The organism is Mesorhizobium sp. M0030 (assembly GCF_040323695.1).
Taxonomy (GTDB): domain Bacteria; phylum Pseudomonadota; class Alphaproteobacteria; order Rhizobiales; family Rhizobiaceae; genus Mesorhizobium.
The window spans coordinates 15,031-31,655 of record NZ_JAMYVE010000025.1; the positions used below are offsets into that span (position 1 = coordinate 15,031).

The 16,625-nt window shown below is 57.9% G+C and carries 9 protein-coding genes and 1 pseudogene; 7 read left to right on the top strand and 3 right to left on the bottom strand.

The window, feature by feature from the left end:
- The first annotated feature begins 193 nt into the window (after positions 1–193).
- The 5 genes from NKJ80_RS30020 (at position 194) to NKJ80_RS30040 (ending at position 8,927) form a co-directional block, all read left to right on the top strand.
- The gene (locus tag NKJ80_RS30020; RefSeq protein WP_084565917.1) at positions 194–364 is read left to right on the top strand and encodes a helix-turn-helix domain-containing protein; all 171 of its coding nucleotides are present in this window, start codon (positions 194–196) and stop codon (positions 362–364) included.
- Complete coding sequence (locus NKJ80_RS30025; protein ID WP_352498898.1) at positions 333–935, top strand: hypothetical protein; 603 nt, start codon at positions 333–335, stop codon at positions 933–935. Before NKJ80_RS30020 ends, NKJ80_RS30025 begins: the two co-directional genes overlap by 32 nt.
- A complete protein-coding gene (locus NKJ80_RS30030) occupies positions 932–2,659 on the top strand; it encodes a hypothetical protein (RefSeq protein WP_352498878.1) in 1,728 nt (575 codons plus the stop codon). The genes NKJ80_RS30025 and NKJ80_RS30030 overlap by 4 nt, the downstream gene beginning before the upstream one ends.
- A 533-nt stretch (positions 2,660–3,192) precedes the next feature.
- Positions 3,193–6,873 (top strand): SIR2 family protein, encoded by a 3,681-nt coding sequence (locus NKJ80_RS30035; RefSeq protein WP_352498879.1) that lies wholly within the window; start codon positions 3,193–3,195, stop codon positions 6,871–6,873.
- Between the two features lie 170 nt (positions 6,874–7,043).
- Positions 7,044–8,927 (top strand): competence protein CoiA family protein, encoded by a 1,884-nt coding sequence (locus tag NKJ80_RS30040; RefSeq protein WP_352498880.1) that lies wholly within the window; start codon positions 7,044–7,046, stop codon positions 8,925–8,927.
- A gap of 417 nt (positions 8,928–9,344) precedes the next feature.
- Here the strand turns inward: NKJ80_RS30040 and NKJ80_RS30045 are convergent, their stop codons facing one another.
- The gene (locus NKJ80_RS30045) at positions 9,345–9,962 is read right to left on the bottom strand and encodes an SLATT domain-containing protein (RefSeq protein WP_352498881.1); all 618 of its coding nucleotides are present in this window, start codon (positions 9,960–9,962) and stop codon (positions 9,345–9,347) included.
- Positions 9,963–10,011: 49 nt separating this feature from the next.
- On the opposite strand from NKJ80_RS30045, the gene NKJ80_RS30050 reads away from it, so the two are divergent.
- Positions 10,012–13,593 carry an AAA domain-containing protein gene (locus NKJ80_RS30050; protein WP_352498882.1) on the top strand — a complete coding sequence of 1,194 codons (3,582 nt, stop codon included), beginning with the start codon at positions 10,012–10,014 and terminating at the stop codon, positions 13,591–13,593.
- Positions 13,590–15,365: a phospholipase D-like domain-containing protein gene (locus NKJ80_RS30055; protein WP_352498883.1), complete on the top strand. Its 1,776-nt coding sequence runs from the start codon at positions 13,590–13,592 to the stop codon at positions 15,363–15,365. Before NKJ80_RS30050 ends, NKJ80_RS30055 begins: the two co-directional genes overlap by 4 nt.
- Here the strand turns inward: NKJ80_RS30055 and NKJ80_RS30060 are convergent.
- Positions 15,303–15,674 (bottom strand): hypothetical protein, encoded by a 372-nt coding sequence (locus tag NKJ80_RS30060; RefSeq protein WP_352498884.1) that lies wholly within the window; start codon positions 15,672–15,674, stop codon positions 15,303–15,305. The two genes, NKJ80_RS30055 and NKJ80_RS30060, sit on opposite strands and share 63 nt — an antisense overlap.
- Positions 15,675–15,723: 49 nt before the next feature.
- A pseudogene (locus NKJ80_RS30065) lies at positions 15,724–16,622 on the bottom strand (IS3 family transposase); the annotation flags it as partial.
- Positions 16,623–16,625: the final 3 nt, after the last annotated feature.

The following is a 16,625-nucleotide window of genomic DNA, read 5'->3' on the forward strand; positions in this document are numbered from 1 at the left end:
CCTTGAAGGATCTGTTGCAACGGTTGTCGATCTGGCCTGCTCCCGGTTTGCAGCGATCAATCTCGAGCAGACTGACCGTGATACAAAGATGAAGGAAGGTTCCCTTTCAATCCGATCTTCTTCCCGACCAAGAACCGTCCCGGTCTAAGTGAACTGACCCCCGAAAGTTGGACACAACCTTCGGGGGTTTTGCATGTCCAGACACGGCGAGAGTTTCAAGCGCTCGGTTGTCGATAGCTATTTAGGCGGGGATGAGAGCTACGCGAGTGCGGCGTCGATGCATGGCGTTGATGCGGCCACTGTTCGCAAGTGGGTTGCGTTGTACCAGGCGCATGGCGATGCCGGGCCCTGCGACGATGCTTGAAAGCCTACTCCTGGGGTGGCCGGAACATCCCCGCCTCGAAGCCCTGTTGCGCGATGCGCGATCGTCGATCTCCGCTCCCCTGCGGCTGGTCGGCATTGCCGGCCTTGCAGCGCGCGGCGAAACACCAGCGGAAACGCGCGACGAAGTGCTGGAGCTGTGCGGCTTCTGGTCGGGCCTCGACTACGCTGACCGGCCGCTAGCACTGCACTTGCTGATCAAATATTGGAAGGATGACGAAACGCTCATCACTGGCGCCGTGGACATGCTGGAGCAGCGCCAGTACCGGTCTGTGTGGGAGTTTACCGACGCCAAAGCCTACCTGCTGCATTGCTCGACCGACCAGCACAAGGTCAGGCAGTGGCTTCAGCGGGAGTTGGAAAAACCGCGCTCGATCAACATAATCGGACTGGACAATGTCTGGACCCGGGTCGGCCTCTTCGCCAAAGACGACCCGCGCCTCCTCGAGCCAGCGATCGCGTCATGGAACCAGCCTGAGCTACGCATGATGCATCTCCGCGAGATCGTCGGATTCGTGCAGTCGGTCCGGGCAGTCGGATTCGCGACATCTTGATTGACGTCGTGCGCGGCAAGGAGGATTTCCAGAAGCACTGGGCGGCAAAGGCGCTGGTCACCGCCTGGGGGAGGGACGACCCGGCCGTGGCGGGCCTGTTTGATGAGATCTTGAGTTGGCCGGCCGAACGGCTGATCAACCTCGCCGCCGTCTTACCGGACATAGATCCAGACCGCCGGGCCTGTCGGCAGCGCCTGCTCGACCTTAGCCGGGATCCACTGGTCAGACGCGACCTGCTCGCCGTCGGCCTCGAGGCCTGTGGTTGCGATGGAAGTGACGACGCGGCGGTTCAGGCGTTGCTCCAGCCCAGCCAGCGCAGCGTTTATTCGCCGATGGCAGTGCTGGGGCGGAGTTTCAACACCCACTCGGATGTCCGGGCGTTGGCCGGCACGTCCTTGAAGGCACCAGAGCAGCCCTGGGTGGTGCTCGCAACCGGCTTCGGTGACGAGCCTGAGGTACGCGAGGCGCTACTTCGAGCGGCTGCTCCACTCCCGCTCGAGCTGCGGACAGTGATCGCCGAAACCGCAGTCGCAGGCGGCGTTGGAACGTCGTTGGGCTCGACACTCCAGCACTATGAGCTTGAAAGTGACCCCGAGCTGATGGTGCGCCTGTCCATCGCATACCATCGCGCGTTGGTGGCGGGGGGTCGTCAGGCCGATGCCATTCCGAAACTAGAGGCCGAATTGCTGACCTATGGTTCCGACTTGGAACCACTTCGCGCCGCCGCGTTGGCGGGCGCCACGATCATTGGCGAGCTAACCCGCGTTGCGGGCCTGGAAGAGCAGGGTCGATTGGCCAATATTGTCTTCACAACGGCACTGCATCCGCTCCCCAGCATGGTGCGCCTCGTGAGCGAGCAATGGCAGTCCTTCCGAGCCGCTTTCGGCGACACGCTCGAAGAGCGGCTTAAGACCTTCAGCGAAAACGGCGTAAAGCACACCCTGGCTTACGGAGCCGCCTTGTCTGAGGCCGCATCCTCTGAGTTCCTGGCATCGGCAGAGGCCGGCACGATGGCTAGGAATCCGACTGCGCTCCGCACTCTTGCGATGCTGAGGCCAGCCAGCCCCTTGCTGCTCACCCGGTGCCTTGAAGCGCTGGACCTGGAACATGGCCGCAACGATTACATGACGGTCAAAGCAGAGATCGCGCTCATCCTCGCCGAGCAGTTCGGCGGCGACGCGGCGGTCCGCGACCAACTGGTGGAGCGGATGCGGCACAGCCACAGCAGCGCCTCCGTCCTGGCTCTTGCGCTCCATTCGCCGGGCGACCCCGCGCTTGCCGCGTTGCCTGAGATCCGTGTGCCCCAGCGGGAGCTCGGGCAATGGGCGACCATCGTCCATATCGCAGCGTCCTTTGCCAGCGCGACGGAATTTGCGCAACTCGTCGAGACGTTGGTGACGCGCTCCCGCCGGATTCAGTTTGATGCCCAGAAGATCAGCAATCTCGGAATCGAGCGCCGACTGCGTCGCGACCCGGAGGTTGCAGAGCTGTTGGGGCGAATGGTTGACCCAAAAGCCCATCCCAGCATCCTGGCCAGTATCCCCCGCTATCTTGCCGCGACTGGCACCCTTGGCGAGAAAGAGCGGGCGAAGGTCCTCGACGCGCTGGGGATGTTCGCTCGCGACCAGATCGTGCCCCTGGCAGGTTACGACGCCGTCGCCGACCGTGTCCGCTCAGTCAGGCTTTCGATGCTCGATGCGCTTCATTCTGGAGCCGAGATCTGACTGGCTAGAGTCGCTCACGTTCGCCTTTAGTCACCTATAGAGCCGGCCGGCATGACCGACACAAGGTGCACTGCGGCCCGGCAGCAACTGGGCCGGAAGCAGACCGCGTCATGGTTCCTTTTGTCCCTCGCGCCGCAAGGCAATAGAATAGCCCGATGACGCAACGATCTTCATGGAAAGCGTGCCGACCAGCTCAGGCTGTCCCAAAACGGCAGCAGCTGGCAGAAAGCAATGTGTCCCCATCCGACCCGCCTACCAGGCGGGTTTCTATTACAGGATGGTCTGGACCATCACGACGGCGACTCGATGCGTCGCCTCGCCTCATCTGTGAGAAACACATATCGAAGGCGTGGACGACGCAAACCCTGAAATTCCGTTGCGTAAACCCCTCGAGGGCCTTGCTTGAGGTCGCGGTCAAATGTTCAATCCTTTGTGTTTGAGGAGTGTCGCCAGCTCAACAATGAACATGGTCGACACCTCTGTACGCGGAAAGGATTCACTCACGATGGAGCAGATAAACCTATTATGCCGCGATGCAGTTCGACCATAGCGGGCCGGACATTCCTATTTCCCTGCTGCGTGCGCAGCGAGCAGGAAACTTGCTATTTATCGTCGGCGCCGGGGTTTCAAAGGCTGCCGGGCTTCCACTTTTTGGCGAGCTCGCCGATCTCGTCTATGCCCGCCTCGGGCAAGCGATTCCTGGCGCTCCGGGCAGTCTTGCTAGCCGGGCGGAGTTGGAGGCACGCCGGGACGGGCAATACGATCGGCTGATCGGGCTTCTAGAACAACGTTTGGTGTATCGCGGCGCCGATTGGCGACAGCCGCACAACAGGGTTCGAGAAGCCGTCGCAATCTTAGTTCAGCCGGGTCCGAGAGCTCGCGTCGCCGCACATACCGACTTGCTCGATCTCTCCCGCGCAACCGATGGTCGACCGCGGATCATTACCACAAATTTCGACACGCTCTTCGAACGAGCATGGCGGCGACGCACCGGCCAGCATCTGACCAGCACTGCGGGACAGGGTATGCCGACAGTTGGCTCACACGACTTCACGGGCGTGCTCCATCTCCACGGCCGGCTGGGCGACCGTCGCTATGGTCTTAGCGAAACCGATCTCGTGTTGACCTCGGCAAACTTCGGCGAAGCCTACATGCGCAGCGGCTGGGCCTCGCGCTTCGTGTACGATCTCCTGCGACGATACACGCTCGTGCTTGTGGGCTACTCCGCAGACGACCCGCCGATGCGCTATATGCTTGAGGCGACTGAGGAAGGGCGTCTCAACTTCCCGGACCTGAAGCCAGCGTTTGCGCTCGTGGGCGACACGGCCAACGATGCGGGGAGCTTGCGCGAGGCATGGCGCGGAAAGGGGGTTCAGCCTCTGGTCTATCACGCGCCCAATCATGACCATGGTGCCTTGTATCGTACGCTGGACGCTTGGGCGCAGCTGGCCCGCGAACCCCTGGAGTGGTCTGCGAGGCAGCTTGCACGTATCGCCGCTGCCAGCCGGAAGGACGCGACGGCGGAGGATAGGGCGACCTTCGCCTATCTAACCAAGGAAGTTTCCAGCGTGACGGTTGCCGCGGTGCACAGTAGTGATCCCGCGTGGATCGAGGAAATCTTGCCGCCCGATGCCGATGAAGGTTGGACGTTCATTGCTTGGTTCCGAGACCGACTGCAATCGGCGGCTGCAGCGCGTTACGCAGCTGCCACCGGCGAGGCCATCAAGCCACGGATCGCCCGCGCGGTCGACATTTTGCTACGCTCCCAACAGCATCCCTTGCCCGAACCCTATCAGCGTTTCTGGCTGCTTTACGTCCAAGCCAATCTGCGAATTGCCCCCAGTCCATACGGCAGGATGCGTGAGGGCACGGCGGTCACCACTAATCGCATTCAAGAGCTTGCGGGCCTGATCGAACCTCGGTTGCGGGTCGAGCGTAAGTTTCGTTGGCCCGAGACGGATGAACCCGAAGCCGAGCCCACCAATGTTCACGACATGGCCCAGTTCAGCTTTCGGGCTAGCGACCGCGATTGGCGTCGCCACCTCGATCGCTGGCCCACAGACGTTCGTGCCGAAGAACGCTTGCTCCTAGCGCTCGATCGCAGCCTGTGTGAAGCCATAGAGATCGGGAGCGACGTCGGGCTGGTTCAGGCGGATGGCGACCTGATGTCTTTCGACCTTGCACTGGTTCATGCGCCCGAGGCCGACGAAGGGCTCGTCGACCCAAATGATCGACACAAGAGTAGTTGGCGGCTTAACGAGCCTGACGCCCATAACGACCACTTCGCACCGCTCGTTCGCATGATGACTGGTCTATGGCGACGGCTGGCTGGCCGCGACGCACGACGCGCGAGCCGGATTGCGACGGTCTGGATCGAACGCGACCCACTGATCTTCAAGCGGCTCGCAGCTTGGGCTGCGACCGAAGGCGACAACGCTTCGGCAACCCTAGTTGAACGCTATCTGCTCGACACGAACCGAACGCGATATTGGCAGTCCGACAATAGCCCGGAGCTCGTGCGCTTCTATTGCAAACGCTGGAATCACCTCGCGCCTGAGACACGACATGCGATCGAGCGTGCGATTTTGGCCGGCATGCTCCCCGAAGTCATCCATCGCATCGCGACGCGAGGAAACCGAGATCATGCGCGGGCGCTCTACACCACGCGCGAGCTCGTTCGTATCAGGACAGCGGGCGGCCGACTGTCTCGCGAGGCGAGCCGGCGGCTGAATGGCTACTATCGTGCCTTTCCCGACTTACCCCGCCAAATGCCGATCTACGCCCACCTATATAATCCGAGTTGGTCAGGATCGGGCTATTCGGCCGACATTCGAGTACTCGATGAAGTCAGCGATTCCCAACTGCTCGAGAGCGCTGAAGCTTTCGAGACCAACAATCGCATTGAACAAGCCGACTTGTGGAGCGTATTCGCCCGAAACGAGCCCGTCCGAGCCTTTGCGGCGCTACGGGATGCGCAGGCTAAAGGGCAGTTTCCGTCGCATCGCTGGCAGCCCTTCCTGAGCCTCTACGCTTCCCCCGAGGCCGAGCATGCGCCAGAGACATGCCCGCCCTTAAACAATGTCTTGCAAGTCCTCGCGCAACTGCCGGGCGACGCCCTTGCTCCCGTCACACACCAACTTGCCCGTATCGTCGAGCGCCACGCCTATGCGATTGACAATCCCCTCTTCCCACAGATCCTTGCGCTATGGGACCAGTTGGCACCCGTCGCCGCTCACGAACAGGACGAGCGCGACTCCCCCCTATCCGAGTTGGTGTTCTCACATCCGCTAGGTATCATCGCCGACAGCCTCGTCAGCATGCTCGACAAGATGCAACTCGCACCTGGCAGCGGCATTGCCCTGCCGCTTGCGGGGCGTTTCGACATGTTGGCAAAGCTAGCGGGGCGGGCTGGACTGATCGCACGCGGTGCCCTCTTGCAGCAACTGGCGTTCCTTCACACGATTGCACCAGCTTGGGTGGACGCCAACCTGCTACCAGGCCTACTTGAGCAGAACGACGATGCGATCGATCTGATGAGCGTCGTCGCGCGCTCGGTCGCGCCGGGATATGCCGAGTTGTTTAATCTCCTGAAGCCGGCGATCTTCCACGCGCTCGAGCATGAGCGCACCGACGAAGCGATCCAAGAGCATCTCTCTGGCGCGTTGATCGGCGCTGCCTTCGCGATCATCGAAGGACAAGGCGGCTTCAATTTGACCGGGTTGGAGTGCCGGCAGACGCTGACCCGCATGCCCAATAACGTGCTCTCTCGCATAGCGTGGGAGCTTGGCTCACTGCTCCGCGACAAGAAAGACGCGGATGCGAAAGCGGCCTTTTGGGACGCGTCCATTGTGCCCTTCTTGCGCGATTATTGGCCGAACGACGTATCAGCCCGGACATCCGAGGTATCGGAAAACCTTGCGCACCTGCCCGCGCTGGCCGGTGAGGCCTTCGAACGCGCGGTTCCCACAATTCTTGACCTGGTCTGCCCGATCCAGCGATACGACTTGCGCTATGGGTTTGGGCTTGAGGATGAGGAGGATCTCCTGGCGCAGCAGCCGCGCGCCTCACTGCTGCTGATCAGTTCCATTCTTGATCGTTCTGCGCCGCCGCCTCGCGATATCGACGAGGTCATCGAACGGTTGCTCGCAGCCGATCCCGACATCGCATCGGAGCCTGCATTTTGGCGCCTGCGGCAGATGCGGCGAGCTGACTGAAGCAAGTTCTACACAGCGAACATTTCAACGCATGGCAGGCCGCTAGCAAAATTGCCGCTGTGGCGACAGAATTCCTTTTGGAGGCGAACCGAGAACAGGAATAGGCTCGGTGTTCGTCAGGCGGCATTGCCGAGCATCCCGGCTCTTCAACGGGGCAAACCGGAGGCGAGGTGGACGACCACGAAAATGCGAGAATATCTTTCGGCACCGATCGTGCACAGCTTGTCTATGGGCTGAGGCCGGACCGCACGTTGGCGCATATCAGCGAGGTTCAGCGCGGCATTGCTTGCGGATGCAATTGCCCTGCCTGCGGCGGTCGGTTGGTGGCTCGCAAGGGTGATGAGAACGTGCCGCACTTCGGGCACGACGGTGGCGACGCGTGCGGGGGCGGTCCTGAAACCGTTCTACATCTCCTTGCCAAGGAGGTGTTTCGAGCAGACCCGTCGCTACTCCTGCCGAAACGCCTTGGGCTCAATAAGGGCAGCGTCGTGACGAAGCCGGGTCAGCAGGTCACGACGCAATTCCTTCGAATCGAGTTCACTGACCCGAAGACGGTTATCCCGGACCTCTATGTTCGGGCGCTAGGGTATGACCTCTTTGTTGAAGTCGCGGTCACCCATGCGAGCGACGAAACAAAGATTCAACGCCTTCGGGAACACGGCGTCATGGCTGTCGAGATCGACCTGTCAAAGTTGCCCCGAGACTCGACACGTGAACAGATCGCGGATGCGGTGCTTCGATCCGCGCCACGGTGTTGGCTCTATCATCCCGATATCGACAAAGCGTTGGCGAAGACCCGCGCCGACGAAGAGATATGGCAGGCTGCACAGGAAAAGCGGTTCGCCGACTATCAGGCCAGGCATGAGAAGCGGGCAAATGAATTGGCGCGCGCCTATGTCGATGGGCTGAAACAACTGGCCGGAAAGAAGATTGCTGTTCCGCGTGATGCAGAACTCAAAGCAATCGGACTCGCCGAACATGTTGGTATCGAGGTCGCCGGCTATGCGTGTTTCACTGTCCCGCCTGCGGTATGGCAGGCGACAATCTTAGCGGAAGTCTTTCACGACCACTGCCTTGGTAGCGCAGCTACCAAGGCAGTGCCGATCGCCAAGCATTTGGAAAAGAGCGCGCTGATACGCCCGCAATTTCAGCGTGTTACTACCGAAGTAGCGTACGGTGTCGCTGTCGCCGAACCTCGCTTCGCGCCCGCTTGGAAGGCGATCGACAACTATTTGCAAAACCTGCTCGGAAAGGGCGTTCTGGTTCAGCAAGGCTACGGAGTGACGCTGGAGAGGTCCCTTGCGGACAAGTGGACCGCGCGCACGCTGGCAGAGACACAGAGAACCGCTGTCGTGCATGCCGCAGTGCAAGCAGTCGATTGGATCTTAGCCGAGCTTCCGGCCGAAGAGCGAGGGGACATGACGGGCGAGTCGTGGCTGAATTCTATCCACAGAGAGACGAACATGACATATCGGGCCGCGATCGAGTCTGATGTCGAAGCGCCGAAGATCGCCGCCGAAATAGAAGCCGTTGTCGCGATGTTCGGAAAGAGCGGCGCGATCCCACATGCTGCGTTGGGTTTGCCTATTCGAGGCGCAATCGAGCGCTGCAAGGCTCAGAGATCAAAGCAGGCCGAAGGGCTACGGCAGAAACAGATTCAGGAAGCCAACCGACTTAGGCAATCGCGTCGGGACCGGCTATGCGTTGACGCTGAAACGGAACTGAGCGGCCCCAATCTTGGGGCCTTTCTGAACGCGAAACGCGACGATCTGAGCGGCATGTCGCCGTTGGAAGCGGCGGAGGATAGCGAGTCGGGATTGACCAAGGCTCGAGGCGCGCTCTCCGCCGATGTCAAGCGCAAGCGATATCAGGAGAAAATCACTGCCGATACCAAGCAGTCTTTGTCAGCGAAGCATGTCGATGCTTTCCTTAACGGCCGGGATGACGACTTAGAGCGGACAACGCCACTCTTGTACGTCCGAGATGACGCCACCTACCGGAAGGCGCTCGGGAAGCTAGCTGAATGGCAGAGGGGGTTCGGCGGACCGTTTTGATCATAGGATCACCACCGTAAAAAATCATGGCTGGCAGGAGTCTCGGTCACTTTTCTGCGCTCATTTCACCTGGGGCCAGTGACCTGCGTTAGGATTGAGCCGTCCGTCCGCGTAGACTGCCGTAAAGCGTCGTAAATCAGCGTCAGCGGCGTGACCTTTCTCAGGCCGTTTCTAAGGCACGCCGCATTGATTTCAGTGCAGAGTCTCGTGGCAGCAGGAGAGCGCTACATCGCAAGACCCACTATTGAGCAGGCGCTGTTTTGTTATCGTTTACAGGGAATCGCGATCGAGGGTCACGGCGCTCGTCGAGGCTGACACCAAGCCAGCTCACTCATAGTAAGATCACCTAGGCGTCGCTCGCGCGCCTGTCGAACAGCCGATTTATCGAGGATGAGGTGCACGCGGAATCCAAATTGTTTAGAGCCCTAGTTCTGACCTATAGCAATAGCCCAATACCATTGGACCAAGTATTAGAACAAAGTAAAGCCAATATTCTGCGACGATCAGAGCCACGTAGCGAATAAACATTAAGGCGAGCGAAAATCTTCCAATTTGCATATCTTTATGAAACATCAATTCAAATCTAATGTAGTCAACATCTTTGTGATTTAGTTGATGTGTCTTCAGAATTTCACTGTAATTTGCGCTAAACTCAGGTCTACGGCTGTTTGCCTCCTCCAAAGTCAGCGCCTGAAATTGGTTGTATATGTCAGAAATGTCCAGCGCACACTTCTGCATCCTGTCTGCTTCGCCGCTGTAATTTTTGGCGCTCTCTAGCAAAGTGATGATAATTAGGAAAATGGATATAATTAGGGACACAACCGACAGAAACTTCGGTCCGCCCGGCGGGAGGCTTGCCTCATAGAGCAGAGGTATGAGCGCCACGATTACCAGGTAAAAGGCGAGGAAAGACGTTGCTGTGGTGGACAACGACTGTTTCGCTTTGAGTCGTGTGTGGGCGTTAAAGCGGGCACTTTTTGTTTTCCACATCTTTCCTAGTAGCGGGTCGGTGGTTCTGCCGGGATGTGGTTGCATGATCTTCTAAACTCGCGAATTAATGGATTGATGTAGATAGTGGATAATCATGGCCCGACGCAATCAGAGAATTCGACTGGAAGATACCTTCTCGCTTTCGGAAGATTATCTCCAACGTCCTCAAGTCGAAGAGCTGCGCCCTGGATTGATCACGGCCGTCGTCAAGGAGACAGGCGAAGATCGAACACTTAAGATCTGGTGGAAAGCTGGAGATCAGGCAGACGGGGAATTTAGGGAGCTCTGGAACCATGAAAGGCTTCAGGTTGATCGGGTAATGAACTATCCTGACGCCGATGAAGTCATGGTCGAAGTCATCGAGATGATTGAGACCGCAGATTCATTTTGCGTGGTATATGAGGCTGCAGCCACGCCGTTGGCGGCACGTCTGCGCACCCTAAGCTCTCGCCACTGGCTGAAGGGGCTGGACATCGTTTCCAATCGAGCAATCCTTTGGAACAACCTTTCCCGCTTAGCAAAGGCCATAGGGCTATTGCATGCCCGGGGACTGGTTCACGGTAGGCTTGACCGGCATGCAGTGTTCACGAACGGCAGCAATTCTGCGGACTTCAAACTTGGAGGCTTCGAGTGGTGCGTTGGCATGGGGGAGGCCAAAGCCCTTGATCCTATGTTGGCGAAAGCGCGCGCGCGGATCGACCGGTTGATTTATTCCTATGGTGACGATTGGAAAGCTCTAGGCGCGCTCTTTGCTGATATATTGGGTGTGGACGTGACTCGGCTTCGGTCGGATGACCCTTTTCAACGGGGCCGACCCGTAATTGATCTGAGCGAAGGCGAGATCGATTTTCTGCGTCGACTAACCGATCCCCATAGAGAAGACGCCGCTGATGCACGTTGGGTCATGCGTTCGGTCGACACGCTACTACGCGAGCTCGTCCGGTTTGGGACCACGAAAGCGGCCCGCTTCATTCTACTTGCCCGTCCTAACCGGAAAATGGCGGAAGCTATCGATCAGGCTACTGATGGCGGCATACCCATCGATGACTTGGATGGTCAAATAGCATACATAGAGGGCGATATTGCGAGCGGTGCCAAGATCGTCGTTTCCAACCAGAACGATTTGGAGACGCTCGATACTTTGACAATCATTACCGAGGCACTCTCGTACCGCGTTCGACAGTTCGCGGACGAAGGTCCACCCACCTGGCAAATCGCAACTGTGGTTTCGATCGTTCCGAGGGATCGAGCGCGACTGCCGGGCGATCGAGAGGTTCATCGCCTTAGCCACGAAGTCCTAGTTGCCCGCAACAAGCACGACGCGCTAGCATTGCTCGGCCGCTTGAGAAGTATGGCAATCGATTGGACGATTCCAATCGTCCCTCCAAAAGTCGACGATATTAATCGCGAGAGTGTGCCTTTGCAGCGAGCGGTACTGCTTGTTCAAGTCGTCGAGGCGTTAGTCAAATCGTTGGACATCCTGCCTGTCAGCGTCGCGTCAGCGAAGACGGATGGAGGGAGAAATGTTGTTCGCCTTGCCCCTCGCTTGGGTACAGCTCGCGACAATCTCGCGGCCGAAATTGAAGAGCGGAACACCGCCGAGGTTATGGATCGGATATTCGAAAAGGAAGATCTTGGAACTGACGTCGACTGGAGGCTCAGTGTATCAGGAACATTATCCTCAAAGAATGCAACTGAGATAAGGGCGCGTTTTCTCGGAGTAGTGGAAGGCGCCAACGGATCTCCGCTCTACGAGTTTGAAGTTCTGGATCTCATCCGTGACGAAAAGAACCTGTTTCTCAAGCGCAGCGGAGAAGCGGGGACGGAAGCTTTGATCCGGCGCCGTTTGCGAACAACCAAAGTGCTTGGCGAGCAGCGAGATTTGGCATCGCTGTTTGTCGACTTGAGAAGGCGGATAAGAAGCTCACAGGACGTCTTGGTAGAGGATAGTGAATATCGCGACCTAGATGGCCCAAAGCGGGAAGCATTGGAACAGATCTGGAAAACATTGCCTAACCATCTAGTCGTCGGACCCCCAGGAGTCGGGAAAACGCGACTAAGCGCCGAGGTAGTCAGGCGACGCCTTGAAGGCGACCCAGCCGCCCGAATTCTCCTGAGTGCTCAAAGCCATCAAGCACTTGATCACCTACTCTCAACGGTCCGAAAGAAGGTTGTCGCGGCGCTGCCGGAAACGATCATAGTTCGGTCTAGGGGAGGAGACGATTCAGTCTCGACGGATGAAGATCTTCGAAAGACCGCGGCTAGCTATCTCGATCGGGTTCTGAGTTCAGCTTTGATAAATGATGCTCCGGGCCCCTTGCAACTCGGGATATCGTCGCTCAAAGAGGCTGTGTTGCACGCCACATTTGATGATGAAGGTAAGGTCACCCGACCGCTTAACCGCCGTGAAGAAGTTGGCTTACGTGCATTAGACGCATTAGTTTTAGAATCGGCAAACGTTGTTTTTTCAACAAGTAATTCTTCCGACGTTGAGCGCCTATGTGAAGATGGTGCTCAGTTTGACTGGGTGCTAATAGAAGAAGCAGCTAAAGCGACAGGCCCTGAATTGATAGCCCCATTATCGCTGTCAGGGCGCCGACTGCTGATAGGAGATCATCATCAGCTCCCTCCCTTCGATTCGGAGCGGTTGACTTCAATTCTCTCAAATAACACCGCAGTCCGTAATGCACTACAGCAAGTCGAGCATGTACTTGGAGCCACGTTCTTTGAAAGCGGTTTGGACGAGCTTAGATCTGCCGTCCGAGACGAAGCGGTGTTAGAAACGACGACACAACTCGCACTTCGTATGCTCGAACCCTTTCGGTCCCTCGTTGAGGAGGAGGAGCGTAAGCGCGCCGTGGCTGGAGGGCAGAGACGCACGGTATCAAGCGAATTGTGGTGCCAACATAGAATGGATCCGGCGATCGCCGAGTTGGTCTCACGTTGCTTTTACAAAAACCGGCTTTACACAGGTGATGACAGGATTGAGAGCGCCAAGGTACCATTGCCTTTTACGTTCGATAGCAAAATTCCAAGCTCGCCTATCGTCTTCATCGACATGCCATTTGCCAGCCGATCCGGTCGAGCTGAGCCGGTTGAGAGGGGGCGGCCACGATGGCATAATCCATCTGAGCGCAGGATTGTATTAGAGATACTTCGTCGTCTGAAGGTCGCAGATTTGAAACCCGACCCTGCCGACCTGAATACTCTGGCTGTGTTATCCCCCTATAGGGCTCAGGTTGAGCGTATGGCGAGGGACCTGGACGTGTTGCGAAATAGCGGTGCGAGTTCCATCGCGCAGTTCTCAGGTTTCACCCACGATAGCCGCATGCATGGAACGGTCGATTCTTCTCAGGGCAGCGAGGCAGACTTGGTGATCGTTTCTTTAGTACGAAACAATCACCGCAATGGCGTCGCCTCGCTCGGCTTTCTAAGAGATCCGCGACGGATGAACGTGCTTCTAAGCCGGGCAAAAATGCAGCTAATCGTCGTCGGGTCTTTGGAGTTCTTGAAAGAAAGCACGCGGCACGCCTCCGCCGTCGAACAGGATGACCTCGCGTTCATACGTTTGTTCCTCGACACGCTAGAGCACCTTACTACACAAAAAGCATACCGAGGTGGACCTGCGGCGGTTGTCACTAGCGCGGCTGATGCTCTTGAAGGAGTGACATTTTGATCACGAGCAAAAGCCGTCCACTGGCGATTGCCGCAATCCCCATTCTTCGTGTTTCGGCCCGGGTTGTTCTTGAGAAGGGACGGGGCTGGAGCGCCATTGATGAACTTGTCCTATGGGCATTTTCAATTAAGGCACGATCAGCAACACAGATGGCGAGTGAGTTGAACCTCCCGAGGCGCGTTATCCTGGAAATCGTCTACAGGATGATGCGCTTCCGGCTGATCGAAGCGGTGTTGCTTCATGGTGTTCCGGCATTTCAGGCCACCGCATACGGGTCGGCAATCGTCCTTCATGGTGAGGAAATCCCCACGCTTCAGCGAAGATTTTCTCGCAAGATTGCCTTCGTGGTCGACAAGATAACGGGAACGGTCTTTCCTAAAAGGGACGTTCGCGTCGAGAATGCAGGGGCGCTGACGGCTTTCAAAGAGAGTGGGGCTGCTGTCCATGAGATCGAAGTACGTGGACAAAAGATTCAAACAAGTCCGTCTCAAAATGTCGCAAGATTTCAGGAGATTCTTAATCCCGATGAGACTTTAATTTATTTTGATGGCGATACTCTAATCGAGAGAGATGACGAATACATCATCGTGACTGCTGACGGTCATGATCTAAGGGGGCTGCCAGCAAAGGCACCTACGCAGCTAAAATCTCAAGTTGTTTATGCCCTTTCGCTTCCCGTATCGGGAAAGAAGGTCGTGATGAACTCTCTCATTTCGAAGGACGACGAACCGATCGTGCCATTGATGGCCCGAATTGATTTTGATCCGCGCACAGACCTGATCGTGGGTGGTCAAGAGCACCGGGATGCATTCCATGCCATTCTTGCGACGGCCAGCCGTCGAATATACCTCCACTCGTCGTTTTTGAAAAAGGACAGCTTCGACAATGTTGTAGACCTTTTGCGTGGCGCTGTAAGGAGGGGGGCGCGCATAGATATATTTTGGGGAGCCGGAAGCCCGAACGAGCCAAAAGAAAAGACTCTTTTGGAAGCGACGGCGATCTCAAAGGCGATCTCGGGTGATGACTCTCTCAGAGGAAGTGTCACTATTCATCTGCGCTCCACCGGGTCGCATGCCAAACTGATTGTTGCGGACGATGGGCTCGGTGGTTGGATCGGAGCAATAGGATCTTGCAGCTGGCTCTTCAGCAAGTTTGATCGCCTTGAAGTCACTGCAATATTGCGATCGCCTGGTGTCGTAGCGCAGCTGGTTAGCAGCTTCTGCAAACTTATAGCGCAACCCGGCTTTCGGCCCGAAGTCGGTAGTGAACTTTACCTTTTGGGTAACGCTCTCAGGCATCAGCCTCAACAAGGAAAAATGACCGCGGGAGTAGTATCGGGCCAGATGCATGAAGCCCTCTTGCGCCACGCGAGTGGGACCGCCGAAAAGCGCTTCCTGATTGCCAGTGATCGGCTAGGAAATGCCGCATTTGCCAATGCAATAATCCCTTCTGAACACTTCCATTCGAGGACAGGTTTAACCCCCGTAGTCGTATACAGTCAGAACTCCGGTGCCATGGCCGAGGCCGGAGCAGCTATGTCGGTCGCAGTGGAAGCACTGGCAAGAGGCGTTCAGGTCGTGTCCCCGTCAGAGAGTTTCCACGCGAAGTTCCTCCTATGGGGCGAGGACGACGTGGTGATCACGAGTCTCAACATGGGCTCTGCAACAATCAGTCCAGACCTTCCGATGGGGGAATTGGGCGTTCATCTGTCAGGTTCGCAGATTGCAAGCCACCTTATTGATAGGCTCCGAGGGTGGTGGGCCTTTCTTTAGGAAGTTTTTGCTCACTACGAGGATGTTGGCATGCTTTTTGATGTAACCACCTATGAAGTTAGCGTCGAAATTGGAAACAGGCTTGCTCTGGACATAGCGTAAGGCTGGCGCCGATATTGCGTCCGGATCGCTGTCGGCGGGCGCAAATATGCGCCGGTCGTCAAGCAGATCGACCGCCGTCATTCCATCCGGCGGCTGCATGAGGTCGCGCAGCAGAAGTGTCGCTGGATCGCCCTCGGTAAGTGCGACGAGCGCAACCTTGGCACGCTTCTTTTGCGCCACGCCCAACTGCACACGCCAGCGGAACACATGCCCGTTACGATCCCGCCGACGGGCAGAGTGACCTTGCCCCCAGTTTCTATCCAGTTTTGAGTTCGTTTCCGGCGTGGGTTGTGCCCTGCTGGGCGGGTGAAGGGGCGGGCGCTGGCGCGGAGCCTTTGGCATAGCGCAGCGCGAGCGACCGTCGCGGATTGAAGGTGCCGGCGAACTCGGCCGGTGTCTGCCAGGCGATTTGGGAGTGCGGCCGCGCGGTGTTGTAATCGGCGCGCCACAGGGCGATGGCTACGCGCGCCTGAGCCAGCGAGGTAAACAGCGTCTCGTTGAGCAGTTCATCGCGGAGTCGGCCGTTGAAGCTCTCGATGAAGCCATTCTGCATCGGCTTGCCGGGCGCAATGTAATGCCATTCGACGCGGCTCTGATCCGCCCAGGAAAGGATGGCGTTCGAGGTGAACTCGCTGCCATTGTCGCTGACGATCATCCTCGGCCGGCCGCGCTCGGTAATGAGCCGGTCCAATTCGCGGGCAACCCGCATGCCCGAAAGAGACGTATCAACGATGAGTGCCAGGCACTCTCTCGTGCAGTCGTTGACGACGGCCATGATGCGGAAGCGGCGCCCGTCGGTGAGCTGGTCCGATACGAAGTCGAGCGACCAGCGCTCGTCGGGCCTCAGCGGCACCAGCATCGGCGCCCTTGCCCCGATCGCCCGTTTGCGGCCGCCAAGGCGGCGAACGGCGAGCTTCTCCTCCCGATAGAGCCGGAACAGCTTCTTGTGGTTCCGATCAGGCCCTCCCGCCTCAGCATCACGAGAAGACGCCGGTAGCCGAACCGACGACGTTCCTGCGCGATCGCCTTCATCCGCTCGCGAACCTCGCGGTCGTCCGGCCTGCTGGTCTCGTAGCGAACCGTCATGCGGCAACAGCCGATGGCTTTACACGCCCGCCGTTCGCTCATCCCGAAGCCTTCCTTCAGGCGAGCGACACA

Bases quoted from the DNA above. Each gene is read 5' to 3' on its own strand.
- NKJ80_RS30020 (WP_084565917.1), top strand. From the start codon at position 194: ATGTCCAGACACGGCGAGAGTTTCAAGCGCTCGGTTGTCGATAGCTAT.
- NKJ80_RS30025 (WP_352498898.1), top strand. From the start codon at position 333: ATGGCGATGCCGGGCCCTGCGACGATGCTTGAAAGCCTACTCCTGGGG.
- NKJ80_RS30035 (WP_352498879.1), top strand. From the start codon at position 3,193: ATGCAGTTCGACCATAGCGGGCCGGACATTCCTATTTCCCTGCTGCGT.
- NKJ80_RS30045 (WP_352498881.1), bottom strand. From the start codon at position 9,962: ATGCAACCACATCCCGGCAGAACCACCGACCCGCTACTAGGAAAGATG.
- NKJ80_RS30050 (WP_352498882.1), top strand. From the start codon at position 10,012: ATGGCCCGACGCAATCAGAGAATTCGACTGGAAGATACCTTCTCGCTT.